Source organism: Nocardioides pinisoli (genome assembly GCF_024199985.1).
GTDB classification, from domain to species: Bacteria; Actinomycetota; Actinomycetes; order Propionibacteriales; family Nocardioidaceae; genus Nocardioides; species Nocardioides pinisoli.
Window position 1 is genome coordinate 461,233 of the sequence record NZ_JANARS010000003.1, and the last position, 22,685, is coordinate 483,917.

The following is a 22,685-nucleotide window of genomic DNA, read 5'->3' on the forward strand; positions in this document are numbered from 1 at the left end:
ATCACCCGATTCGAGTGCTCACTCCGTTCCGCTTCGAACAGGGACCCCGAAATGACCGGTCTGAAGGTCCTCGTCATCGACGACGAGCGTCCCGCCCTCGACGAGCTGACGTTCCTGCTCGGCCGCGACCCGCGCATCGGGGAGGTGCGGAGCAGCGACTCCGCGACCGAGGCGCTGCGGGTGCTGCAGGCCGAGGAGGTCGACGCGGTCTTCCTCGACATCCAGATGCCCGGCCTCACCGGGCTCGACCTCGCCCAGGTCCTCTCGCGCTTCAAGTCGCCGCCGCCGGTGGTCTTCGTGACCGCCCACGAGGAGCACGCCGTCGCCGCCTTCGAGCTCCGCGCCGTCGACTACGTCCTCAAGCCGGTGCGCGAGGAGCGCCTCGCCGAGGCCGTACGCCGCGTCGTCGAGGCCGGCGGCCCCGCACCGTCCGGCGACGTGCAGATCCCCGTCGAGCGGGGTGGCGTCACCCGCTTCATCAGCCGCTCGGAGATCACCCACGTCGAGGCGCAGGGCGACTACGCGCGGCTCCACACCGCCGACGGCTCCCACCTCGTGCGGACTCCCCTGTCCTCGCTCGCCGAGCAGTGGGCGCCGGCCGGCTTCGTCCGGATCCACCGCTCCGTGCTGGTCGCGCTCCCCCACGTCGAGGAGGTGCGCAGCGAGGGCGGCCGGGTCAGCGTCGTCATCGCCGGCACCGAGCTCCCGGTGAGCCGCCGCCACACCCGCGAGCTGCGGTCGGTGCTCACCCGCCGCGAGACGTGATGCGCGACATGAGCGAGGCGCCGTGAGCGACCAGCCGCCTCCCCGCGTCCGGGTGACCGGACCGCCGCGGCGTCGCGCGGACGTCGTACGCCCCGTCGGCACGCGGGAGATCGACGCGGAGACCGCGCTGGGCGAGGTCTTCATGCGCTCGCTGCTGCGCGAGCAGCTCTTCCTCGCGCTGCGGGTGCTCGCCGCGCTCGGGCTCACGCTCGGGCTGCTGCCGCTGCTCTTCCACCTGTTCCCGTCGCTCGGTGACGCGCGGGTCGGGCAGATGCCGCTGGCGTGGCTGCTGCTCGGGGTGCTTGCCTACCCGTGGCTGGTCCTGCTCGGGTGGTTCTACATCCGGCGCGCCGAGGACCACGAGCGCGACTTCGCCGACCTGGTGGGCTCGGTCGGGTCCGCCGACCCGGAGGACGAGCCGTGAGCACGGACGTCGTCCCGGGCGTCGTCGCCGTCACGCTGGTCTCGCTCGCGACCCTGGTCATCGGCACGTGGGGGCTGCGGATCTCGCGCACGACGAGCGACTTCTTCGTCGCCTCGCGGACGGTGCGGCCACGGCTCAACGCGAGCGCGATCGGCGGGGAGTACCTCTCGGCCGCGTCGTTCCTCGGTGTCGCCGGGCTGCTGCTGACCTTCGGCGCGGAGATGCTCTGGTACCCGATCGGCTGGACCGCGGGCTACCTGGTCCTGCTGGTGCTGGTCGCCGCCCCGCTGCGCCGCTCGGGGGCCTACACGCTGCCCGACTTCGCCGAGGCGCGGCTGGGGTCTCGCGGCGTGCGCAAGCTCTGCTCGGTGCTCGTCGTCGGCATCGGCTGGCTCTACCTGCTGCCGCAGTTCCAGGGCGCGGGGGTGACGCTGCGCTCCACGATCGGCGCGCCGACGTGGGCGGGCTCGCTGGTCGTCGCCGTGGTGGTGCTGGCGTCGGTGAGCCCGGGCGGGATGCGGTCGATCACCTTCGTGCAGGCCTTCCAGTACTGGCTCAAGCTCACCGCTCTCCTCATCCCGGTCTTCGTGCTGCTGGCGGTCTGGATGGCCGACGGCGCCGCCGATCCCGCAGCCGCCGCCCCGGCGTCGTGGTCGATCCCGCTGGCCTCGCCCGGCGGCGGGATCGGGCTGTACACGACGTACTCGCTGATCATCGCGACCTTCCTCGGCACGATGGGCCTGCCGCACGTGGTCGTGCGGTTCTACACCAACCCCGACGGCCGCGCGGCACGTCGTACGACGCTGGCGGTGCTTGGGCTGCTGGGCATCTTCTACGTCCTGCCGCCGGTGTACGCCGCCCTGGGCCGCATCTACGCGCCGTCGTTGGTCGACGGCCGGTCGGACGTGCTCGTGCTCGAGCTGCCGTCGCTGATGGTGGGTGGAGCGCTGGGCGCGGTGCTCACCGGCCTCGTCACCGCCGGGGCGTTCGCCGCCTTCCTCTCCACCAGCTCAGGGCTGACGATCGCGGTGGCCGGGGTGCTGTCGCAGGACGTGACCGGCCGGCGGTGGGGGTCGCGCCGGCTCGGCGGGGTGGCGGCCTTCCGGGTCGCGGCGGCCATCGCGGTCGTCGTACCCCTGCTGATGTCGCTGCCCGCCCAGGACGTCGCCGTCGCGCGCACCGTCGGCCTGGCCTTCGCGGTGACCGCCTCGACCTTTGCGCCGCTGCTGATGCTCGGCATCTGGTGGCGCGGCCTGACCCCCGTCGGTGCCGTGGCCGGGCTGCTCGTCGGCGGCCTGGGGTCCGGCTTCGCCGTGGCCTGGACGCTCGCCACCTCACCGTCCGCGGGGTGGGCCTCCGCACTGCTCAGCCAGCCCGCCGCCTGGTCGGTGCCGGCGTCGTTCTGCACGATGGTCGTCGTCTCCCGCCTGACCCGCGCCACGGTCCCCGCCCACGCCGGGCGCTTCATGGTGCGCCTCCACACGCCGGAGGCCGTCGAGCTGCAGCGCTGAACGTCGGTCGGCAAGCACCATGAAGGCAGTTCGCGAATCCGATTGCCGACGCCACGCTCAGCCGGGATGTGCGAGCCGCGAACTGCATGCATGGTGCTCACCAGGTGTCGACCCGTCGGTGCGGTCAGTTGATGATCTCGCCGCGCTCGTCCGAGAGCAGGACCGCCAGCCGGTCGCGCCACGCCTGCAGGGCCTCCGGCGCCAGCCGTGGCCAGTCGTCCACCTCGCGCACGACCCTGATCGGCTCGCTGCTGCGGTAGGACCGCGTCGGGTTGCCGGGGAACTTCTTGTCGGTCACGTTGGGGTCGTCCTCGAAGGCACCGGTCGGCTCGACCTCGTAGACGCGCGGCTCGCCGTGGCCCGCCGCGAGCTCGGCGGCCAGCCCGGCGCCGTCCTTGACCGCGGTGAAGTAGACGTGGTTCATCACCACCTCGGGCCGGTAGTTGGACCGGAAGCCCGCGGTCAGCAGGTCCCCCGGCTGCAGGTCGGCCTTGGTGCCGTGGAAGAACGGCCCGTCGTCCAGCGCGTCGCTCACCGTCCGAGCGTAAGCCCGCGCGCCGCTCAGTCGGGCGCCTTCACCGGGTAGTGCCGGAAGAGCGCCTGGGCGACGCACGCCGGCCGCTCTACGCCGTCGATCTCGATGGTGAGGTCGACGGTCAGCTGCTCCCCACCGCCGAGGTCGACCACGTCGACGACGTCCGCTCGCATCCGGATGGCGGAGCCGACGGGCACGGCGGTGGGGAACCGCACCCGGTTGTAGCCGTAGAACATCGCGTCCTCGCCCTCGGCGAAGCCCACCAGGGACGCGAAGAGGTGCGGCACCAGGGCCAGGGTCAGGTGCGCGTGCCCGATCGGACCGCCGAACGGTCCTCGCGACGCGCGCTCGACGTCGTTGTGCGCCCAGTGCCAGTCGTCGGCGGCACGCGCGTAGCCGTCCACCCGGTCCTGCTCGACCACGAGCCAGTCGGAGGGGCCCACCGACCTGCCCTTCAGGGCCAGCACCTCCTCGGCGCTGGGCGCCACCACACGGTCACCGGCCACCGCGCACCTCCCCCGACTCGTCACCATCGTGGGACGCGGGCGGAGGGTCCGCAAGACCGGTCAGGACCACACCCGGCGCTCACTCCACGGCGAGCCGGTAGCCGCGCTTCACGACCGTGAGCACGGCCTTCGTCCCGATCGCCGCCCGGAGCCGTGCGACGGCCATCTCGACCGCGTGCTCCGAGCCGGCCTGCCCCGACGGGAGGGCGGCGAGCAGCGCGCGGCGGGACACCACGTGACCCGGGTTGACCAGCAGCGCGAGGAGCACCGACAGGGGTGCGGGTGACAGCTCGACCGGCACCCCGTCGAGCAGGAGCGAGTCGGTGTGCACGATGAGCGTCCGCCCGTCCGCGAGGCGTACGTCGATCCCGTCCCGCCGCGTCGGCAGCTCGGTCTCCAGCTGCTTGACCATCCCGGCCAGGCGGGAGCGGTCGGGGAAGATCGTCGGCACGCCCCACATCTCGAAGGCGGCCGCGGTGACCGGGCCGACGCAGGAGGCGACGACGTCGGACTGGAAGGCGCTGATCAGGTCGTCGCGCCGGCCGACGGAGTACGCCGCCTCCATCAGGGCCGCGACCGCCGGAGCGGACGTGAAGGTGACCGCGTCGAGCTCCCGGTCGGCGATCCGGTCGATCAGCCCGAACATCGGCGCCGGGTCGTCGGCCGACGCCACGCGGTAGATCGGCACCGTCACCACGGACGCGCCCTGGCGGCGCAGCGCGTGCGCAGCCATCGACAGCGACTGGCCGTGCTCCTGGACGACGATCCGCTTGCCGGTCAGGTCGCGGCCACGGAGGTGGGCGAGGACGTCCTCGAAGCACTCCGACTCCGGCGCCCAGAGCTCGCGCAGGCCGTGGGCGCGCAGCACGCCGACGCTCTTCGGCCCGCGGGCCAGGATCTCGGCGGAGCCGAGGGCGGCGACGAGGTCGTCGTAGAGCCCGGCGTCGGCGGCGGCCGAGAGCCAGGTCTTCATGCCGATGCCGGTCGTGGCCAGGAAGAGGTCGACCGGCCCGAGGACGACCTCCTTGGTCGCCGCGAGCAGCTCGGAGAGGTCGACGTGGTTGGGCTCGAGCGACAGCGCCGCCGCCCACTCGACCGTGGCGCCGCGACGCTCCAGCAGGGCCACCTGCTCCTCGGCCTTCCGCGCGGCCGTGACCCCGATCCGGAATCCCGAGAGAGGAAGGCTCACGCGACCTCCCCGGCCGGCCGCGCCGACCCGACGTGCACGACGCCGTCGACGACCGTCACGCCGTAGGACGCCACCCGCACCGCCGCGTCGTCGAGGCACGCGCCGGTGCGGAGGTCGAAGGCCTGCTTGTACATCGGCGAGCTGACCACCGGTGCGTCGCCGCGCGAGCCGACGATCCCCCGCGAGAGCACCGACGCGCCGCTGAAGGGGTCGACGTTGGAGAGCGCGAACAGCGAGCCGTCGAAGGTGCGGAACACCGCCACGGCCGAGCCGTCGACCAGCGCGGCGACCCCACCCTCGAGCGGGACCGCCTCGACGGCACAGACGGGGGTCAGGGACACGGCGACGGTGCTCATGCGGGTGCTCCCACCGGGATCAGGGCCGGGGCGATCGGCTGGATCTGGTCGCGCTCGGTCGTGAAGGCGATCGACGGGTCGGGGGTGTCGGGCGCGTTGACGAAGGTGACGAAGCGCTCGAGCTTCGTCGGGTCCTCCAGCGTCGCGCGCCACTCGTCCTCGTAGCCGCCGACGTGGCGCGCCATCTCGGCCTCGAGCTCCGCGCCGAGCCCGAGCGAGTCGTCGACGACGACCTCGCGCACCCGGTCGAGCCCGCCCTCGAGCTGCTCGATCCAGGTCGAGGTGCGCTGGAGCCGGTCGGCGGTGCGGACGTAGTACATGAGGAAGCGGTCGAGGTAGGACACCAGCGTCGCGGTGTCCAGGTCGCCCGCGAGAAGCCGCGCGTGGGCCGGCGTCGCGCCGCCGTTGCCCCCGACGTAGAGGTTCCACCCCTTCTCCGTCGCGATGACGCCGAAGTCCTTCCCGCGCGCTTCCGCGCACTCGCGGGCGCAGCCGCTCACGCCGCCCTTGAGCTTGTGGGGGCTGCGCAGGCCGCGGTAGCGCAGCTCGAGCGCGATCGCGAGCCCCACGGAGTCCTGCACCCCGAAGCGGCACCAGGTCGACCCGACGCACGACTTCACCGTGCGCAGCGACTTGCCGTAGGCGTGGCCGGACTCGAAGCCGGCGTCGACGAGACGCCGCCAGATCGCGGGCAGCTGCTCCATCCGGGCGCCGAAGAGGTCGATCCGCTGGCCGCCGGTGATCTTGGTGTAGAGCCCGTAGTCCCTGGCCACCTCACCGATCACGATCAGCTTGTCGGGCGTGATCTCGCCGCCCGGGATGCGCGGCACGACCGAGTAGGTGCCGTTGCGCTGGATGTTGCCGAGGTACTTGTCGTTGGTGTCCTGCAGCTCCGCGGTCGCCGGCTCGAGGATGTGGGTGCTGGTCTGGCTGGCCAGGATGCTGGCGATCGCCGGCTTGCACACGTCGCAGCCGCGACCGGTCCCGTGCGCCGCGACGATGTCGTCGAAGCGCCGGTAGCCGTGGACCGCGACGACGTCGAAGAGCTCCTGCCGGGTGAGCCGGAAGTGCTCGCAGAGCCCCTTGTCGACGACCTTGCCCACGCTGGCGAAGTGATCCTCGATGATGTTCTTCACGGTGGCCACGCAGGACCCGCAGGTCGAGCCGGCGCGCGTGCACTGCTTGACGTCCGCCACGGTCTCGCAGCCCTGCTCCGACACCGCGTGGAGGATGTCGGCCTTGGTCACGTCGTTGCACGAGCAGACCTGCGCCTCGTCGGGCATGCCGATCTGCACGCCGGCACCGCTGCCGACCGGGAGGATCAGCTGCTCGGGGTTGGCGGGAAGGGCGAGCCCGCTGCTCACCATCGGCCGCAGGATGCCGTACGCCGACGCGTCGCCGACCAGGATCCCGCCGAGCAGCCGCGTGCCGTCCTCGCTCACGACGAGCTTCTTGTAGACGCCGGTGACCGCGTCGGCGTAGGTCAGCTCGAGCGCGCCGTCGGTCGTCGCGAACGCGTCGCCGAAGCTCGCGACGTCGACACCGAGCAGCTTGAGCTTGGTCGACATGTCCGCGCCGGTGAACGTGCCCGGGCCGTCGAGGAGCGCGTCGACGACGACCTCGGCCATGGCGTAGCCCGGCGCGACGAGGCCGTACATCGTGCCTCCCGGGGCGGCGCACTCCCCGATGGCGAAGACGTGGGGGTCGGCGGTGCGGCACTGCTCGTCGACGAGCACACCCCCGCGCGGCGCGACCGGGAGGTCGCACTCGCGAGCCAGGGCGTCACGGGGGCGGATGCCGGCGGAGAAGACCACGACCTGCGCGTCGACCACCCCCGTCGGCGCGCCCTCCTCGGTGCCGGCCTGTCGCATCCGGAGGCCGCTGACCGACGAGCCACCCACGATCTCCTCCGTCACGACACCGGTGTGCACGGTGACGCCGAGGCGCTCGACGTGCCGCACGAGCGTCACCCCGGCGGCGTCGTCGAGCTGGACGGGCATCAGCCGCGGGGCCATCTCGACGACGTGGGTCTGGAGGCCGAGCTGGACGAGCGCGTTGGCCGCCTCGAGCCCGAGCAGGCCGCCGCCGATGACGACACCGCTGGTCGCCGTGGCGCTGGCCGCCTGGATCGCCTCGAGGTCCTCGATGGTGCGGTAGACGAAGCAGCCGTCCTTGCCGCGCCCCTCGACCGGCGGGACGAACGGGGCCGCACCGGTGGCGAGCACGAGCACGTCGTACTCGTGGACGGTGACGGCGCCCGGGTTCGCGAGCAGGTCTTCGGCGGCCGACGGCGGCGACACGACGGTGACGGTGCGCGCGGCGCGGTCGACCTCGGTCACGACGCTGTCGAGGACCAGCCGCACGCGCGGGTCGTCGTACTCCCCACCGGGCAGCAGCGACAGCGCGTCGGAGCCTGCGCCGAACCAGCTCGTGAGGGCCACCCGGTCGTAGGCAGCGCGTGGCTCCTCGCCGATCACGAGGACGTCGTGGGTCTCGGTGAGGCCGCGCTCGACGGCGGCCTGGGCGAACCGGTGGCCCACCATGCCGTGCCCGACGACGACGATCCGTTGACGCTTGCCTGTAGCCATGCCGAAGACGGTAGGAAGCGGATGTTGTCGGAGGCGTTCGCCAATGTTTCGGGCGTGAAAACTGGGTGGCACGGCCTCACACGGGCCGGGCCAGCTCCTCGCACATGCCGACGAGCACGTCGAGCTGCTCCGGGGTGACGTACGACGGGTTGCTGCCGGCCGGCATCCGCAGCACCTCCAGCGTGGCGAGCTCCGGGTGCCCGACGAGCTCCGAGCGCAGCAGCGGGGCGGCGAGCGGGGCGAGGACCATCGGCATCACGCCGTCGCGCGCCGGTCCCGTGGTCCGGCCGTGCGCGTGGATGCCGGCGGGCATCCCGGGCTCCGAGCCGCTCACCCAGAGCAGCACCGGCTGGCCGGCGGCGACGAGGTCGGTGCGGTAGGTCGGCCGGGCGCACCAGGTCTCCACGCCCGCGAATCCCGCCCGCACGTGCTCGCGGGTCGAGGGTGCCGCACCGCTGGCCTTCACCAGCCAGGCGGCCAGCGTGTCGGAAGAGAGGGCACGGGCAGGCACCCCCCGAGCCTCGCACGGAGACAGGAACGAGTGACTGGAATGCCGCGTGCTGGGAACCTGAGGGGGTGAGCGAGTGGTTCCTGCCGGAGACGGAGCGCCCCTGGACCTCCGGCAACCTGGTGGTCCCCCGCGTGCACGGTGCTGCCTACTTCGCGCGCCTCGTCGAGCTCGTCGAGGCGACGGGGGCCGGCGACCGCATCTTCTTCACCGACTGGCGCGGCGACTCCGACGAGCGGCTCACCGAGGGCGGGCCGACCGTCGCCGAGCTGCTCCGCGACGCCGCGGCGCGTGACGTCGAGGTGCGGGCGCTGATGTGGCGCTCGCACCCGGGCCGGCTCAACAGCGAGGAGAACAGCCACCTCGGCCGGATCATCAACGAGTGCGGCGGCGAGGCGCTGCTCGACGAGCGGGTGCGCAAGGGCGGCTCGCACCACCAGAAGCTCCTCGTCGTACGCCGCAAGGGCCGGCCCGAGGAGGACGTCGCCTTCGTCGGCGGCATCGACCTGTGCCACGGCCGGCGCGACGACGCCGGGCACGCGGGCGACCCGCAGGCCCCGCCGCTCGACGAGCGCTACGGCGACGCACCGCCGTGGCACGACGCGATGGCCGAGATCCGGGGGCCCGCGGTGGCGCACGTGCTCGACACCTTCACCGAGCGGTGGGACGACGACACCCCGCTCGACCACCGCAACCCCTACCGGGCCGTCGCGCACCGCATCGCGCGGATGCCACGGCACGCCGAGGAGCTGCCCGAGCGCTGGGGCCCGCCCCCGGAGGCGGGCGGCCACCAGGTGCAGATCCTGCGGACCTACCCGTTCAAGCGGCCGCGCTACCCCTTCGCACCGGACGGCGAGCGCTCGATCGCCCGCGCCTACTCACGCGCCTTCAGCCGGGCGCGCCGGCTCGTCTACGTCGAGGACCAGTACTTCTGGTCCGACGTGGTGGCCACGACGCTGGCCGACGCGCTCCGCCGCGAGCCCGGGCTGCAGGTGATCGCCGTGGTGCCCCGGTTCCCCGAGGAGGACAGCAGGGTCGGGGGTCCGCCGATGAAGCACGGGCAGCGCATCGCGTGGGAGCGGCTGAAGGAGGCCGGGGGCGACCGGTTCGCGATGTTCGACCTCCACAACGCCGAGGGCACCCCGATCTACGTGCACGCCAAGGTCTGCATCGTCGACGACGAGTGGATGACGATCGGCTCCGACAACCTCAACATGCGCTCGTGGACGCACGACTCCGAGCTCACCTGCGCGGTCGTCGACCCGGACGGCGCGCTGCCGCGCGACCTGCGCACGTCGCTGTGGGCCGAGCACCTCGGCCTGGCCGGGGACGACCCACGGCTCGCGGACCTCGACGACCCCGTGGCGCTGTGGTCCTCGCGGGTCGGCGCGCCCGGCAGCCGCATCGAGGTGCACGACCCACCCCGGCTGCCACGTCGTACGACGCTGTGGGCCCGGCCCGCCTACCGCTACGCCTACGACCCCGACGGCCGGCCGCGACGGCTCCGCGGGACCAACGACTTCTAGGCGGGACCGATGCTGGCTGCCACGTCCGGGCGCTGCCGCAGCACGTCGGGGAGGAGGTGCTCGAGGACACCGACCTCCTCGACGTTGTGCCGCACCCAGGCCTCGGCCATATCCGGCGGGAAGACGCGGGAGGTCAGGAATCGGTTGACCGGCGCGGCGGCTCGAGCGAGGGCGCCGAGGTCCATGACGCTGACGTAGTGGACGCCCTGCTCGCCGGCGGACCACGTGTGCTCGAGCTGGAAGACCTGGACGCCGAGGACGCGACGCACGAGCCGGATGCCGGTCTCGTCGAGCTTCTCGACCCGTTCCACGGAGTCCACGACGAAGTCCTCGTTGCGTCCGAACGCCTCGACGATCCGGTAGCGCGCACCCTCGCCCGCACCACCGCCCGGCGCCGGGCGCGCCAGCTCCCAGCGGATGTGGTCGAGCGGGTGCCAGGCGAGGTAGCCCGGCATCCTCTGCCCGGCGTACGTCATGTCGTCATTGATGTGGCAGAACCACCACAACAGCATCGCCGGGGTGATGCCCGCCAGCGGGCGGTGGTCGATCGTCACCCGCACCCGGTGGTGGGACAGCCTGCGGATGCTCCAGCGCGCGGAGCCGGGCTCGCGCAGCGGACGGACGACCGGGCGTGGCGGGGGAAGCACCACTCGACGGGGCACGGCGCCTCCCTCCGGGACACGGGACGTCCCCGACCATAAGGCCCGCGGTGGCGCCCGGTCAGCCCCGCACCGGCAGGTGGACCACCACGTCCTTCATCCGCATCGCCCCGACCACGCGGCTGCCGAAGCCGACCGACATGTCGGAGATCGGCGCGACGGTGAGGAAGAGGGTCTGCCCGGCGGGCACGTCGACGGCGACGGAGGGCAGCTCGACCCCGCGACGCGGCTTGTCGATCGCGATGCCGTTCTCGCGGATGGGCAGCATGTTGTTCTGGACGATCTTGGCGTCGAGCGGGCTGGTGCCGACCGACAGCCCGAGGAAGGCGCGGTTGTCGAGGCCGAGCGTCGTGAGCCTCGCGTCGAGGCTCGGCGACCCGGCGATGGTCAGCGGACCCTGCGCGATCGGGTAGGCGAGCGGCGCCCCGGCACCGACCGTGCCGACGACCTCGCCGAGCTCGACGGAGGTGGTGGGACCGACCGCGGGGACGCTGACGCAGCGGTCGCCGGCGGCGGTGGTCAGGTGGTAGCGGCCGAAGCCGGTCAGACCCGTCCTGGCGCCCTGGAGGTTCTGCTGGAGGAACCGCAGCCCCAGGTCCGCGAACGACGGGCTGCCGAGGGTCGGGGAGCAGGCGTCGGTGGTGGCCAGCGGGATGTCGAGGTTGCTGCCGGCCGGCAGCACGGCCGGCAGCGTGTGGCCGCCGTTGTAGCCGACGAAGATGCTGCGCGACCGAGCCTTGTCGGTCAGCAGCCGGCCGAAGTTCTTCAGGCCCTGGTCGAGCGGGAAGAGGTTGTCGGTCGCGCCCTGGCCGAAGAGCACCGGGACGTCGAGGCGGCGACCCTGGCGCACGTGCCACTCGGGGCCGTTGCGGTCGAGGAACTCGTGGAGGTGGGTCGGCACGTTGCCCGTCGCGGCCGCCTCGGCGAAGCCCTGGACCACGCGCGGCGGGAGCGCGTCGGTCGGCAGCGCCGCCGCGGTCAGCGCCGTCGCCCACTCCGTGCGGGGCACGCCCTGCGGGAACAGGCTCTCGGTCAGGCTGAACCAGGTGATCTCGGGCACCAGCGCGTCGAAGCGGGTCGTGCCGCGGTCGCGGACCTCGCTCAGCGCGCCGACGAACTGGTAGCCGCCACCGTAGGAACCGCCGATCGCGCCGAGCACGGGGTCGCCCGGGCGCTGCTTCGCCACCCAGGGCTGCGCGGCGACGAGGTCGACGATCCTCCGGACGTCCGTGCCCTCGACGTCGGGGTTCTCGATGTGGGCCCTGCCGCCGCTCTCGCCGAAGCCGCGCTGGTCGAAGCTGAGCACGCCGAAGCCGGCGTCGGTCAGGTAGGCGAACGCGGCGGGGTCCGTCGTACGACTGCCGCCCCAGCCGTGGCTGTGCAGCACCATCGGCACCGGACGGTCCTGGGTGGCGCCGGCGGGCCGGAAGAGCGTGAAGCAGATGTCGACCGGGGCGGTCGTGCCCGGGTCGGGGACGCTCTGCAGGCAGCCGTCGGTCGTGGTGACCGCGCCGGCGGCGGAGGCCGGGGCCCCGACGAGGGGGGCGGTCGCGGCCGTGAGCAGGCCGGTGACGGCGACGGCCAGACGGCGGACGACGAGTCGGGCGGTGGGTCGGTGCGGCAGCGTGGGCATGGCATCTCTCCTGCGACGGGGTCACAGGTACCAACGAGTAACCGCGGGGCGGGTCACGCCGCGCCCGCTCGGCCGCAGCTCAGGCGTAGGGGTCGGTGACCTCGCGCAGCCGGACCAGCGCCTCGCGCAGCTGGTCGGTGAGCTCCGGTCCGAGGTGCTCGGCCCACTCGCGCTCGACCCCCATGACGACCTCCCTGGCACGCTCGCCCGCCTCGCGCCCCCGCTCGGAGAGCCGGATCAGCCGCGCCCGCCCGTCGGCGGGGTCGGGCACCCGCTCGACGAGGCCCTCCCGCTCCAGCGCGGCGACGAGGAGGCTGGCGGTCTGCTTGGTGACCTGGGCCCGGTCGGCGAGCTCGGTGAGGCGGGTCCCCTCGTCGGCGATGCGCTGGGCGATCCGGGACTGGGCCACCGTGACGTCGTAGCCGGCGTCCTGCATCGCCTGCCGCACGCGCTCGTCCATGGCGCGGTAGGAGACGAACATGAGCGTGGCGAGGTCCATCGTTCCTCTTGACGTAGTCAGCCCCACTGACCATTATGGTCAGTATCCCTGACGAATCATAGGGGGCCACCCATGAGCAGACTTCCTCCCGTCCGGGTCGCCCGCGCGGCCACATCCGTCCGCACGACGGTGCAGGGCCTGACGCGTCGGATGGTGCCCCCGCCCATCGGCGTGCTCGAGATGGTGTCGGGCCTCATCGAGGCCAGCACGATGTACGCCGTCGCCAAGCTCGGGGTGGCCGACGCCCTGGCCGGCGGCCCGCGCACCGCTGCCGACGTGGCTGCCGAGCTCGGCACCCACCCGGACGCGACCTTCCGGCTGCTGCGGGCCGCCGCCGGCCACGGCCTGCTGCGCCAGGACGACGACCGGTTCGCGCTGACCTCCCTCGGCCGCCCGCTGACGTCGGACGCGCCCGACTCGATGCGGGCGGTGGTGCTGATGATCGGCGACCCGCGCTACCAGTCGGTGTGGGGCAGGCTGCCCGAGGCGGTCGCCACCGGCTCGGCCCAGGCCGAGGCCGTGCACGGGGTGTCGATGTGGGAGCTGCTGGAGCGCGACCAGGACTACGCCGCCACCTTCAACGAGGCGATGTCGCGTCTCACCGCGCTCGACTGGCCGACGGTCGAGGCGGCCTACGACTTCACGCCCTTCCGGCGCATCGTGGACGTCGGCGGCGGCCACGGCCGCCTGCTCGCGTCGATGCTCGGCGCCGCGCCGGGTGCCGAGGGGGTGCTGCTCGAGCTGGACGCGCTGCTCCCCGCGGCCGAGGAGCTGCTGCGCGAGGCCGGGGTGCTGTCGCGCTGCCGCCTCGAGGGCGGGTTGTTCTTCGACCGCGTGCCCGACGACGGCGACCTCTACGTGATGCGCCGCGTGGTGCACGACCTCGACGACGAGCAGGCGCTCGCCCTCCTGACCACGGTCCGCCGCGACATGCCCGCAGGGGCGAGGCTGCTGCTGATGGAGAGCGTCGTCCCCCCGGGCGGCGGACCCGACTTCGCCAAGACCCTCGACCTCGACATGCTGCTCTTCGTCGGAGGTCGGGAGCGGACCGCGCAGGAGTACGCCGCCCTGCTCGACCGTGCCGGGCTCACCCTGACCCGCATCGTGCCGACCATCTCGACGATCTCGCTCGTCGAGGCCCGTCCGGCGGCCTGAGATGGACGTCCTCGCGCAGGTCTGCACCGCCGTCGCGGCGCTCGTGCTGATCGCCGTGTCCCCGTTCGAGGCGTTCCTCGTCGACCGGCCGCGGGTGCAGCGCTTCCTCGGCATCGAGCCGCACGGCATCGCGCACGTCCACCTCTGGTCGTTCTGCATCGGCGCGCGCAACGCGCTCGCCGGCGTCGGAGCGCTCGTCGGGCTGTGGATCGTCAACCGCGGCGACGAGACGGTCGGCACGGCGGTGGTCGTCACCGTGCTCGCCTACATGCTGCTGTCGTCGCTCGCGATGGGCGTCGCCGACCTGCTCGGCTACTGGCGTCCGCGCGGCGGCAGCGTCCGCGGCACCGTGGCGTCGTCGGTCCTGCCGGCCGTCGCGCTCGTCACGCTGGCCGTGTAGGTGGGGCGGAGGTCAGCCCCGCAGCCCCGCCGCGAGCTCGTCGAGCGCGGTCGGCAGGTCCACCCGCGGCGTCCAGCCCCAGCGCCGGGCGCGGTCGGCGACGATCTGCCCGGTCCAGGCCGGTCCATCCTCCCAGGTCGGCTCCAGGCCGAGCGCCTCGGAGACCGTGCCGAGGTAGTCGCGCTGGGTCGCCGGACCGCTGGCCACGTTGACCGGCGTGCACCCGCCCGCGACCGGGCCCTCCTCCGGGTCGTCTGCGGTCCCGATGGCGCCGACGGCGAGGTCGGCCGCGATGCTCGCGAGGTCGTCGACGTGCACCCACGCGAAGGCCTGGTCGGGGTTGGCGTGCCGCTCGCCCTCGTCGTCGCGGATCTCCCGGGGCCGCACGGTGTTCCAGACCGACGTCGGCCCGGGACCGAGGATCGCCGGCGGGCGCAGCAGCACCCGCGTGGCGCCCTCGAGGCGTTCCAGGGCCGCGTCGACGTCGCGCTTGACGACGCCGTAGGCCGACGCGTCGTCGGACACCAGCGCCGCGGACTCGTCGACGTCGCCCACCTGCGGGCTGCGGTCGTAGACGCCGGCGGTCGACACGTGGACCAGGAGAGGGACGCCGGCGTCCACGGCTGCCTCGGCGACCGTCATCGTGCCGTCGAGCCCGACGCGACGCTGGTCGTCCCGGCCGCTGCCGAGGGGGTGGACGGTCGTGACGAGGGCGTCGGCACCGGCCACGGCGCCGGCCGCGAAGGCGGGGTCGGCGAAGTCGCCGACGTGCTCCTCGACGCGCGGCAGCCGCGGCGCGGTGCCCACCCGGCGTACGACGGCTCGCACGGTCGCCCCGCGCTCGTGGAGGGCGGACACGACGTGGCTGCCCACGAGTCCGTTGGCACCGGTGACGACGACGATCGGGGAGGTCATCCCTCCACCATCGCACTGCGTGCCTGACCGCGGTCGTCGACCGTCCGGGGCAGCAGCACGCGGGTGACCACCAGGAGCCAGACCGTGGCGAAGACCAGGCTGGTGATCACGTCGGTCGGGTGGTGGGCACCCTGGTAGAGCCGCGACGGCGCCACGACCAGCGGCGCGAGGAGGAGCGGCCAGACCCACCGCCGCCACTGCGGCGCGACCGCCGACACCCACAGCACGATGCCGCCGTAGACGACGATCGCGGTCGCGACGTGCCCGGACGGGAAGCTGTGGTCGGGCACCAGCCCGGGGTCGAGGATCTCCACCGGCGGGCGGTCACGCGGGACCAGGTGGGTGACGACGACGTAGAGGGCGAGGTAGCCCCCGACGAGCACGGTGAAGTGGACGAGCGGTCGCCAGGAGCGCTGCCACCGCGACGCGGCGACACCGACCAGCGCTGCCAGGGCCACCCCGACGATCGTGTCGGCGATCGCGCTCCCCACGGCCGCCGCCGTGTCGAGGCCGGGCGTGCGGCGCTCCTCCAGCCACACCACGACGCTGTCGTCCCACGGGTCGACCACCGGGGCCAGCGGCCCGGTCAGCACCCAGCCCACAGCCAGGACGCCGAGGACGAGGGCCACCCAGACGAGGGCCAGGGTGCGCGCGGCCTCGTGCCGCTCCGTCGACGTGCTCACGCCGCAGAGCCTGCCGTACCCGCGGCCCTCGGCGTCCACCCCCAGGGGGAGTCCGCGCCCCGCGCAGGTGCCGGCGCGCTAGACGCGCACGTGCAGCCGCACGTGCGTGCCCGAGTCGTCGGAGCCGACGTCGACGGCCGCGACGAGCTGGCGCGCCAGCCACAGCCCGTAGCCGTGGTCGGTGGGCTCGGCAGGCGGCAGCAGCCCCGCGAGCGGGCTGACGGGCAACCCGCCGCCGTCCTGGACGTGCCACACCCACGTCCGGTCCTCGTCGTAGACGTGCACCAGGACGGGGGCCGAGCCGTGCACGAGGGCGTTGGTCAGCGCCTCGGTGACCGCCAGCTCCAGGTCGGCGACCACGCCGGGATCGAGGCCCCGACCCGCCGAACGCGAGCGCACCAGGCCCCGGACCAGGCTCAGGTCGGAGTGGTGGGAGCAGTCGAGCGTGGCGGCACCGGCCGGCGGCGGCACCACGGCCGACAGGTCGGCGAGGACCGCGAGCGGGTCGCGGAAGCGGGCGTTGGGCGCGACGCACCCGTCGCCGAGCACACCGTCGTGGGCGTCGAGGGCGATGTCGACCAGGTGGTCGGGCAGGCCCGCGTCGTAGGGGCAGAGCAGGTCGACCGGGTGGTCGGCGAAGACGAGGTTGGCGGCCGACTCGAGCCTGCGGTAGTCGACGAGCTCGACGGGCGTCCGCGTCGCCAGGGGCTGCTCCGCGACCACCCGCGACCGCACACCGGGAGCCGCGGCCACGAAGTCGAGCACCACACGGTAGGCGTTCCACTGCGGCCCGTAGGCCACGGCGTCGTCGACCACGGCGACCTCGTCGGCGTCCCGGCCGAGCTCGCGCCGGATCGCCTCCACCCGCGAGGGGGGAGCCATGACGAGGGTGCGGTGACCTGCCTCGAGGCCCTCGCGCAGGAAGCGGCCGGTCGCCGAGGCGTAGTGACGGTCGCCGTCGTAGAGCAGCGTCGTGTGCGTCGCGGCGGCTGTCACGGTTCGAGCTCCAGCCGGTCGTCGCGGAGCCCCGTCGCCTCCAGGATCCGGCGTACGACGCAGGGCACGCGCGCCAGCACGAGGTGGCCGCCCTCGGGCAGGGCGGCGGCGATCGAGCGGAGGCCGGCGACCGTGGCCACGTCGGCGAACGTCACCCGGTCGAGGTCGACGCGCAGCCGGGGCGTCACGGTGGCGCGCGAGAGCACGAGCCGGTGCAGCAGGTGGCGGTTGGACAGGTCGACCTCGCCCCGCACCCGCACGCCCCAGGGCTCGTCGACCGCGAGGAAGGTCGCGATCGGGGCGACGTCGATCGCGGGCGCGAGTCCGTCGTGCTCGCGGGCGACCACGGCAGCGTCGCCGGGCGCCATCCGACTCGTGTCGTAGAGGCACGCCGAGCTGACCCGCAGCTCACGCTGGAGGTCGGTGGCGGTCCGCTCCCAGGACGTCACCTCGTCGATCGAGCCGAGCAGCTCGGCGATCTCGTCCATCCGGGCGGCCACGCGGAGTCCGGGGAAGCCCCGCTTCTGCGCCTGGTGCGCGGCGAGCCGGAACCCGTCGGCCATCGTGTCCACGCCGTCAGGGCTCGACGACCCGTAGGCCAGCTCGAACGAGCTGGTCACCAGCTGTCCGGTGCTCACCGCGAGCCGCGCGTCGAGGGACTCCGACAGCCGCCGCACGAGCCCGTCGACCTGCTCGGCGGAGGCGACGTAGAGGAGCTGGTCGCCGGCTGCCAGCCCCTGTCCGACGAAGGTGGCCGCGACCCGGTCGAGCTGCGCTCCGTCGGGCTCGAGAGCGCACAGGTGTGTCCCCGGCTCGAGCGAGCAGAGGTCGGCGGCCGCGCGGTGCGACCCGAGAATCATTCGCCCAATCTAGGACGGGGTCGCGGGATCGGGACCCATAGTTCTCCCGCAATTTCGCCGGTGGGCGGCGAGGACGGCGCCGTCCGCGCCCGATCCGCCGGGGTAGTCCACCGGGAAACGGTCGTCGTTCCGATCGTTTCGCGACCGAATCCCGGTGGACTACCCCGGCGGGGGCTCGGGAGGTCAGCCGCCCGGGGCCGGTCCCGCCCGATCGAGGAGGATGCTCACGTGACCTACGAGATCCGCACCGACCTCACCGACATGGACCTCGACCTCGTCCACGAGTGGCTCAGCACGGACGCCTACTGGGCCCTCGGGCGCACCCGCGAGGCGGTCGGGACGGCCGCGGAGCACTCCCTCAACGTCGGCGCCTTCGACGGTGAGGGGCGGCAGGTGGCGTACGCCCGGGTCGTCACCGACCACGCCAACTTCGCCTGGCTCTGCGACGTCTACGTCGACCGCGACCACCGGGGTCGCGGCATCGGCAGGCGGCTGGTCGCCACGGTGGCCGAGCGCGTCGACGAGATGGGCATCCGGCGCACCCTGCTCGCGACCCAGGACGCACACGAGGTCTACGCGGGCTTCGGCTTCGGTCCGCTGCCCGACCCGACCATGTGGATGGTCAGGACTCCCCCGGCGTGAACAGGGTCAGCTGCATCCCGTCGGGCGCGGCGACGCGCGCGTTGCGGTCGCCCCACGGGGTGTCGACGCCCGGCGCGACCGCCGTGGCACCCGCGGCCACCAGCGACTCCGCCGCCGCGTCGGCGTCCGGCACCCGCAGCGCGAACCGCACCTTGCCCGACACCCGCTCCCCCACCTCGAGGGCGTCGACCGTCGCGGCCTGCGCCTCGTCGAAGAGCTCGAGCGTCGCGCGGCCCGCGTCGAGCAGCAGCACGCGCCCCTGCTCGCTGCTCCAGTCGGCGACCTCGGGCAGCCCGAGGGCGTCGCGGTAGAGGCGTACGGCGGCGTCGAAGTCGTCGACGGTGAGCGTGATCCTGAATTCCTGCACCTCGGTCATGGGATCGATCGTGACGGCTCAGGTGCAGGTGAGGTCAAGGCCGGGCCGCCGCCGATGTGGAACCGGCCGATCACGGTCACGCCGTCCTGCGCGTAGAGGGGGATGTCGTAGCCGTCGGGATCGAGGTCGGCCATGTGGTCAGCCGCCTCCTGCGGGTCGCGCGGGCGGTCTCCGTCCCGGTCGGCCGCGCGGACGAAGCCGCACCGGCCGTTGGTCCCGTAGGCAGCGACCAGGTCGGGGCCCGGGTCGTCCTCGTCGACGGCAGCGCCGGACCCGTAGGTCATGCCGCGGGCGTTCTCGGGATAGGGCGGCGCCGTCGCCTGCGGCGGGCAGTCCTCGAACACGACCTCGTCCTCGTGGGCCCTCGGGTCGACGGCGACCATGGCCGGCGGCGGGTCGGACGCGGCGACGACCTGGTGCAGCTGGACGCCACCGAGGAAGCCGACGACCACCGTCGCGGCCCCCAGCGCCACGCGCACGAGCATCCGTCCTCCTCCGGTACGTCGAAGTAGGACGAGGCGACCGCCGGAGAAGTTGTCAGCCGACCGCGACCGGCGTGGGGCTGCCCTCGACGAGGCGGCGTACGACGTCCGCGCACCCGCCGCAGCCCGTGGTCGCCCGGGTCCGGTCGACGCACTCCCCCACCGACCCGCAGGCCCGGACCTCGCCCGCGGTCACGCCCGCGCACGCGCAGACCTCCGCCTCGTCCGGCAGCGGCGCCGGCGCGTCCGGCGCCTCGGGCAGGAGCAGCTGGCCGGGCTCGTCGGGGCCGAGCAGGGTGCCGCGGTCGTAGAGCTGGGTGATCAGGCCGACGCGCGACAGGTCGCCGACGAGGGCCGCCGCCACGATCCGGCCACCGTGGACGACGAGGCGGCGGTGCGACCCGGTCAGGGGGTTGGTCACCTCCACGACCTCCCCCGCCGCGCGCTCGGGGTCGCCGAGCACGGCGACCTCGAGGCCGGTCGCCCGCAGGCGCGCGACGCTGCGGCTGCCGTCGTACGACGCCTCCTCCCCGCGCAGCACCCGGGCGAGCACCTCCGCCTGCTCCCACGCGGGCGCGACGAACCCGGTCGTGCGGCGCCGGTGCTCGGCGCAGTCGCCGATGGCGTGCACCCGGTCGTCGGTGACGCTCGTGAGCGTGTGGTCGACCACCACCCCGCGGCGGACCATCAGCCCGGCGCGGCGGGCGAGCGCGGTCGACGGGCGGCCGCCGGCGGTCAGGACGACGAGGTCGGTGGGCAGGACGTAGCCGTTGTCGAGCTGCAGCCCGTCGTCGGTGAGCCGGACCGCACGCGCCCCGGTGTAGACCTCGGTGCCCAGCCGGCGGAGGTCGCGGGCGAGGACGCCTCCGGCGCCGGGACCGACCTGGCTGGCGAGCAGGTGGTCAGCGCCCTCGACGACCTCGGTCAGCAACCCGCGCACCCCGAGGGCTCGGGCGACCTGCAGGCCGAGCAGGCCGCCGCCGACGACGACGGCACGTTGCCCCGGACGCACGGCCGCCTCGAGGCGCCGGCAGTCGGCCAGGGACCGGAAGGCATGGACCTTCGGGTGCAGCGAGCCGTCGCGGCGGACCAGTCCGCGGATCGGCGGCAGGGTGGGGATCGAGCCGCAGGCCAGGACCAGGCGGTCGAACGCGACCCGTTGCCCGTCGACCAGCACGACCTCCCGGGTGTCCCGGTCGATCTCGAGGACCCGCGCCCCCAGGCGCAGGTCGATCCCGTTCGATGCGCACCACTCCTCCGAGCGCAGCGTGAGCGCGTCCGCCGAGTGGGTGCCCTCGAGCACCGCCGAGAGCAGGATCCGGTTGTAGGGGGCGTGCGGCTCGTCGGCGAGGACCGTGACGGCGAGCCGGTCGTCACCGGCGAGGTGCTCGGCGAGGCGGATCGCCGCCATCCCGCCGCCCACGACGACGATCCGCTGGGGGCGCTCAGGCATGGGCGACCACCGAGGCCGCGCACACCTTGAACTCCGGCATCCGGGAGGCGGGGTCGAGGGCGTCGTTGGTGAGCCGGTTGGCGCCGACCCAGTGGAACGGCACGAAGACCGTGTCGGGCCGGATCGTCGGCACCACCTTCGCCGGTGCGGTCATCTCGCCGCGTCGCGTCGCCACCCGCACGACGTCTCCCTGCCCGACCCCGATGCGCCCGGCGAGGAGCGGGTGCAGCTCGACGAAGGGGCCGTCGTCCGGCAGGGAGCGGACCCGGCGGGTCTGGGCGCCGGACTGGTACTGCGCGAGCACCCGTCCGGTCGTGAGGTGCACCGGGTAGTCGGCGCACGGCTGCTCCGCGGCGCCGCGGTGCTCCACCGCGTGCATCCGAGCCCGGCCGTCGGGGTGGGCGAAGGCGTCGGCGAAGAGCCGCTCACCGCCCCAGAAGACGCCCTTCTCGTCGCGGATCCGGTCGTAGGTGATCGCGGAGTAGTCGGCCGGCCCGCCCGCGGAGGCGCGGCCGAGCTCGGCGAAGACCTCCTCCGGGTCGGTCGGGAACGACGCCGCCGACCCGAGGCGCTCGGCGAGCCCGGCGATCACCTCGAGGTCCGACCGCACGCCCGACGGCGGGGTGACGGCACGCTGGCGCAGGACGACGCGGCCCTCGAGGTTGGTCATCGTCCCGGTCTCCTCGGCCCACTGCGTCACCGGCAGCACGACGTCGGCGAGCGCCGCGGTCTCCGACATGACGATGTCGCACACCACGAGGAGGTCGAGCGCCTCCAGCCGTGACGTCACGTGGGTCGCCCGGGGTGCGCTGACGACGATGTTGGACCCGAGCACCAGCAGCGCCGACGGTCCGTCCGGCGTGCCGAGCGCGTCGAGGAGCTCGTACGCCGACCTGCCGGGGCCGGGCAGCGAGTCGGGCTCGACCCCCCACACGCCGGCGACGTGCGCGCGGGCGGCGGGGTCGTCGATGCGCCGGTAGCCGGGCAGCTGGTCGGCCTTCTGGCCGTGCTCGCGCCCGCCCTGACCGTTGCCCTGCCCGGTCAGGCAGCCGTAGCCCGCGCCGCGCCTGCCCACCATGCCGAGCGCCAGCGCGACGTTGATCCAGGCCAGCACGGTGTCGGAGCCGGTGGAGTGCTGCTCGGCCCCCCGTGCGGTGAGCACCATGACCCTCGGCGACCGCCCCAGCATCGCCGCGAGGGCCCGCAGCTCGTGGGCCTCGATCCCCGTCACTCGTTCGACCCGCTCGGGCCACCAGGAGGCGACCGAGTCCCGCACGTCCTCCCAGCCGGTGGTGCGCTCGGCGAGGTAGGCCGGGTCGACCGCGCCGGCGGCGGCGAGCAGGTGCAGCAGCCCCAGCGCGAGCGCGAGGTCGGTGCCCGGCACGGGTTGGAGGTGGAGGTCGGCGCGGTCCGCGGTCGGCGTACGTCGCGGATCGATGACGACCACCTTCCCGCCGCGCTCGCGCAGCCGGTCGAGGTGGCGGGCGGCCGGCGGCATCGTCTCGGCCAGGTTGGAGCCGACCAGCACCAGCACGTCGGTCTCCTCGACGTCGACCAGCGGGAAGGGCAGCCCGCGGTCGAGGCCGAAGGCGCGGATGCCGGCCGAGGCTGCCGAGCTCATGCACCACCGGCCGTTGTAGTCGATCTGCGAGGTGCCGAGCGCGACGCGGGCGAGCTTGCCGAGGGCGTAGGCCTTCTCGTTGGTGAGCCCGCCGCCGCCGAAGACCGCGACCCGGTCCGGCCCGCCGGACGCCTGGGCGGCACGGATGCCGTCGGCGACCCGGTCGAGCGCGTCGTCCCACGAGACCGCCGACCACTCGCCGGTCCCCCGGTCGCGGACGAGGGGCGACGTGAGCCGCTCGCGGCCGCCGTACAACCCGGCCGCGGCCCACCCCTTGCGACAGAGCGCGCCCTGGTTGACGGGGAACTCCTCCCACGCCGACACCTCGGGCGTACGCCGTCCCGCCAGGCGCATCCCGCACTGCAGCGAGCAGTAGGGGCAGTGGGTCTCGGTCGCCACGGCG

General features: G+C 73.9%; 24 protein-coding genes. 7 read left to right on the plus strand and 17 right to left on the minus strand.

Annotated elements, in window-relative coordinates; all coding sequences use genetic code 11:
• Nucleotides 1-51: 51 nt before the first annotated feature.
• The 3 genes from NCI01_RS09320 to NCI01_RS09330 are packed head-to-tail and all read left to right on the plus strand — an operon-like array spanning nt 52 to nt 2,700.
• Nucleotides 52-765, plus strand: coding sequence for a LytR/AlgR family response regulator transcription factor (locus NCI01_RS09320; RefSeq protein ID WP_254181201.1), 714 nt, complete (start codon nt 52-54; stop codon nt 763-765).
• Nucleotides 766-787: 22 nt separating this feature from the next.
• Nucleotides 788-1,189, plus strand: coding sequence for a hypothetical protein (locus tag NCI01_RS09325; RefSeq protein WP_254181202.1), 402 nt, complete (start codon nt 788-790; stop codon nt 1,187-1,189).
• The gene (locus tag NCI01_RS09330; RefSeq protein WP_254181203.1) at nt 1,186-2,700 is read left to right on the plus strand and encodes a sodium/solute symporter; all 1,515 of its coding nucleotides are present in this window, start codon (nt 1,186-1,188) and stop codon (nt 2,698-2,700) included. Before NCI01_RS09325 ends, NCI01_RS09330 begins: the two co-directional genes overlap by 4 nt.
• Nucleotides 2,701-2,824: 124 nt before the next feature.
• On the opposite strand, the gene arr is transcribed toward NCI01_RS09330, so the two are convergent.
• From arr to NCI01_RS09360, 6 genes are all read right to left on the minus strand, one after another.
• Nucleotides 2,825-3,235 (minus strand): NAD(+)--rifampin ADP-ribosyltransferase, encoded by a 411-nt coding sequence (gene arr / locus NCI01_RS09335; RefSeq protein WP_254181204.1) that lies wholly within the window; start codon nt 3,233-3,235, stop codon nt 2,825-2,827.
• A 26-nt stretch (nt 3,236-3,261) separates the two neighbouring features.
• Complete coding sequence (locus tag NCI01_RS09340; RefSeq protein WP_254181205.1) at nt 3,262-3,741, minus strand: MaoC family dehydratase; 480 nt, start codon at nt 3,739-3,741, stop codon at nt 3,262-3,264.
• Between the two features lie 79 nt (nt 3,742-3,820).
• The gene (locus NCI01_RS09345) at nt 3,821-4,930 is read right to left on the minus strand and encodes a uroporphyrinogen-III synthase (protein WP_254181206.1); all 1,110 of its coding nucleotides are present in this window, start codon (nt 4,928-4,930) and stop codon (nt 3,821-3,823) included.
• Nucleotides 4,927-5,286: a nitrite reductase small subunit NirD gene (gene nirD, locus NCI01_RS09350; RefSeq protein WP_254181207.1), complete on the minus strand. Its 360-nt coding sequence runs from the start codon at nt 5,284-5,286 to the stop codon at nt 4,927-4,929. Before nirD ends, NCI01_RS09345 begins: the two co-directional genes overlap by 4 nt.
• Nucleotides 5,283-7,874, minus strand: coding sequence for a nitrite reductase large subunit NirB (gene nirB, locus NCI01_RS09355; protein ID WP_254181208.1), 2,592 nt, complete (start codon nt 7,872-7,874; stop codon nt 5,283-5,285). The genes nirD and nirB overlap by 4 nt, the downstream gene beginning before the upstream one ends.
• 76 nt (nt 7,875-7,950) lie before the next feature.
• Nucleotides 7,951-8,385 (minus strand): hypothetical protein, encoded by a 435-nt coding sequence (locus tag NCI01_RS09360; protein WP_254181209.1) that lies wholly within the window; start codon nt 8,383-8,385, stop codon nt 7,951-7,953.
• A gap of 65 nt (nt 8,386-8,450) precedes the next feature.
• Here NCI01_RS09360 and NCI01_RS09365 point away from each other — a divergent pair, with 65 nt between their 5' ends.
• Nucleotides 8,451-9,908 carry a phospholipase D-like domain-containing protein gene (locus NCI01_RS09365; RefSeq protein ID WP_254181210.1) on the plus strand — a complete coding sequence of 486 codons (1,458 nt, stop codon included), beginning with the start codon at nt 8,451-8,453 and terminating at the stop codon, nt 9,906-9,908.
• Here the strand turns inward: NCI01_RS09365 and NCI01_RS09370 are convergent.
• The 3 genes from NCI01_RS09370 to NCI01_RS09380 form a co-directional block, all read right to left on the minus strand.
• A complete protein-coding gene (locus NCI01_RS09370) occupies nt 9,905-10,570 on the minus strand; it encodes a hypothetical protein (RefSeq protein ID WP_254181211.1) in 666 nt (221 codons plus the stop codon). The genes NCI01_RS09365 and NCI01_RS09370 overlap by 4 nt on opposite strands.
• A 58-nt stretch (nt 10,571-10,628) precedes the next feature.
• On the minus strand, nt 10,629-12,200 hold the full coding sequence (locus NCI01_RS09375) for an alpha/beta hydrolase (protein ID WP_254181212.1): 1,572 nt from the start codon (nt 12,198-12,200) through the stop codon (nt 10,629-10,631).
• A 79-nt stretch (nt 12,201-12,279) separates the two neighbouring features.
• The gene (locus NCI01_RS09380) at nt 12,280-12,699 is read right to left on the minus strand and encodes a MarR family winged helix-turn-helix transcriptional regulator (protein ID WP_254181213.1); all 420 of its coding nucleotides are present in this window, start codon (nt 12,697-12,699) and stop codon (nt 12,280-12,282) included.
• Between the two features lie 72 nt (nt 12,700-12,771).
• Between NCI01_RS09380 and NCI01_RS09385 the strand changes: the two genes are divergently transcribed.
• Entirely contained in the window at nt 12,772-13,854 is a 1,083-nt protein-coding gene (locus NCI01_RS09385; RefSeq protein ID WP_254181214.1) for a methyltransferase, read from the plus strand.
• Between the two features lies 1 nt (nt 13,855).
• Entirely contained in the window at nt 13,856-14,254 is a 399-nt protein-coding gene (locus NCI01_RS09390) for a DUF1304 family protein (protein ID WP_254181215.1), read from the plus strand.
• A gap of 12 nt (nt 14,255-14,266) precedes the next feature.
• Here NCI01_RS09390 and NCI01_RS09395 read toward each other — a convergent pair whose 3' ends face one another.
• The 4 genes from NCI01_RS09395 to NCI01_RS09410 form a co-directional block, all read right to left on the minus strand.
• Nucleotides 14,267-15,169, minus strand: coding sequence for an NAD-dependent epimerase/dehydratase family protein (locus tag NCI01_RS09395; RefSeq protein WP_254181216.1), 903 nt, complete (start codon nt 15,167-15,169; stop codon nt 14,267-14,269).
• Nucleotides 15,166-15,852: a phosphatase PAP2 family protein gene (locus NCI01_RS09400; RefSeq protein WP_254181217.1), complete on the minus strand. Its 687-nt coding sequence runs from the start codon at nt 15,850-15,852 to the stop codon at nt 15,166-15,168. Before NCI01_RS09400 ends, NCI01_RS09395 begins: the two co-directional genes overlap by 4 nt.
• 78 nt (nt 15,853-15,930) lie before the next feature.
• A complete protein-coding gene (locus NCI01_RS09405) occupies nt 15,931-16,848 on the minus strand; it encodes an anti-sigma factor RsbA family regulatory protein (protein ID WP_254181218.1) in 918 nt (305 codons plus the stop codon).
• Entirely contained in the window at nt 16,845-17,708 is an 864-nt protein-coding gene (locus NCI01_RS09410) for an MEDS domain-containing protein (protein ID WP_254181219.1), read from the minus strand. Before NCI01_RS09410 ends, NCI01_RS09405 begins: the two co-directional genes overlap by 4 nt.
• Nucleotides 17,709-17,936: 228 nt before the next feature.
• Between NCI01_RS09410 and NCI01_RS09415 the strand changes: the two genes are divergently transcribed.
• A complete protein-coding gene (locus NCI01_RS09415; RefSeq protein ID WP_254181220.1) occupies nt 17,937-18,350 on the plus strand; it encodes a GNAT family N-acetyltransferase in 414 nt (137 codons plus the stop codon).
• Here the strand turns inward: NCI01_RS09415 and NCI01_RS09420 are convergent.
• The 4 genes from NCI01_RS09420 to NCI01_RS09435 are packed head-to-tail and all read right to left on the minus strand — an operon-like array spanning nt 18,331 to nt 22,681.
• Complete coding sequence (locus NCI01_RS09420) at nt 18,331-18,726, minus strand: VOC family protein (protein WP_254181221.1); 396 nt, start codon at nt 18,724-18,726, stop codon at nt 18,331-18,333. The genes NCI01_RS09415 and NCI01_RS09420 overlap by 20 nt on opposite strands.
• Entirely contained in the window at nt 18,723-19,211 is a 489-nt protein-coding gene (locus NCI01_RS09425; protein ID WP_254181222.1) for a hypothetical protein, read from the minus strand. Before NCI01_RS09425 ends, NCI01_RS09420 begins: the two co-directional genes overlap by 4 nt.
• A gap of 52 nt (nt 19,212-19,263) precedes the next feature.
• Entirely contained in the window at nt 19,264-20,661 is a 1,398-nt protein-coding gene (locus tag NCI01_RS09430) for an FAD-dependent oxidoreductase (RefSeq protein WP_254181223.1), read from the minus strand.
• A complete protein-coding gene (locus NCI01_RS09435) occupies nt 20,654-22,681 on the minus strand; it encodes a molybdopterin oxidoreductase family protein (protein ID WP_308213205.1) in 2,028 nt (675 codons plus the stop codon). The genes NCI01_RS09430 and NCI01_RS09435 overlap by 8 nt, the downstream gene beginning before the upstream one ends.
• Nucleotides 22,682-22,685: the final 4 nt, after the last annotated feature.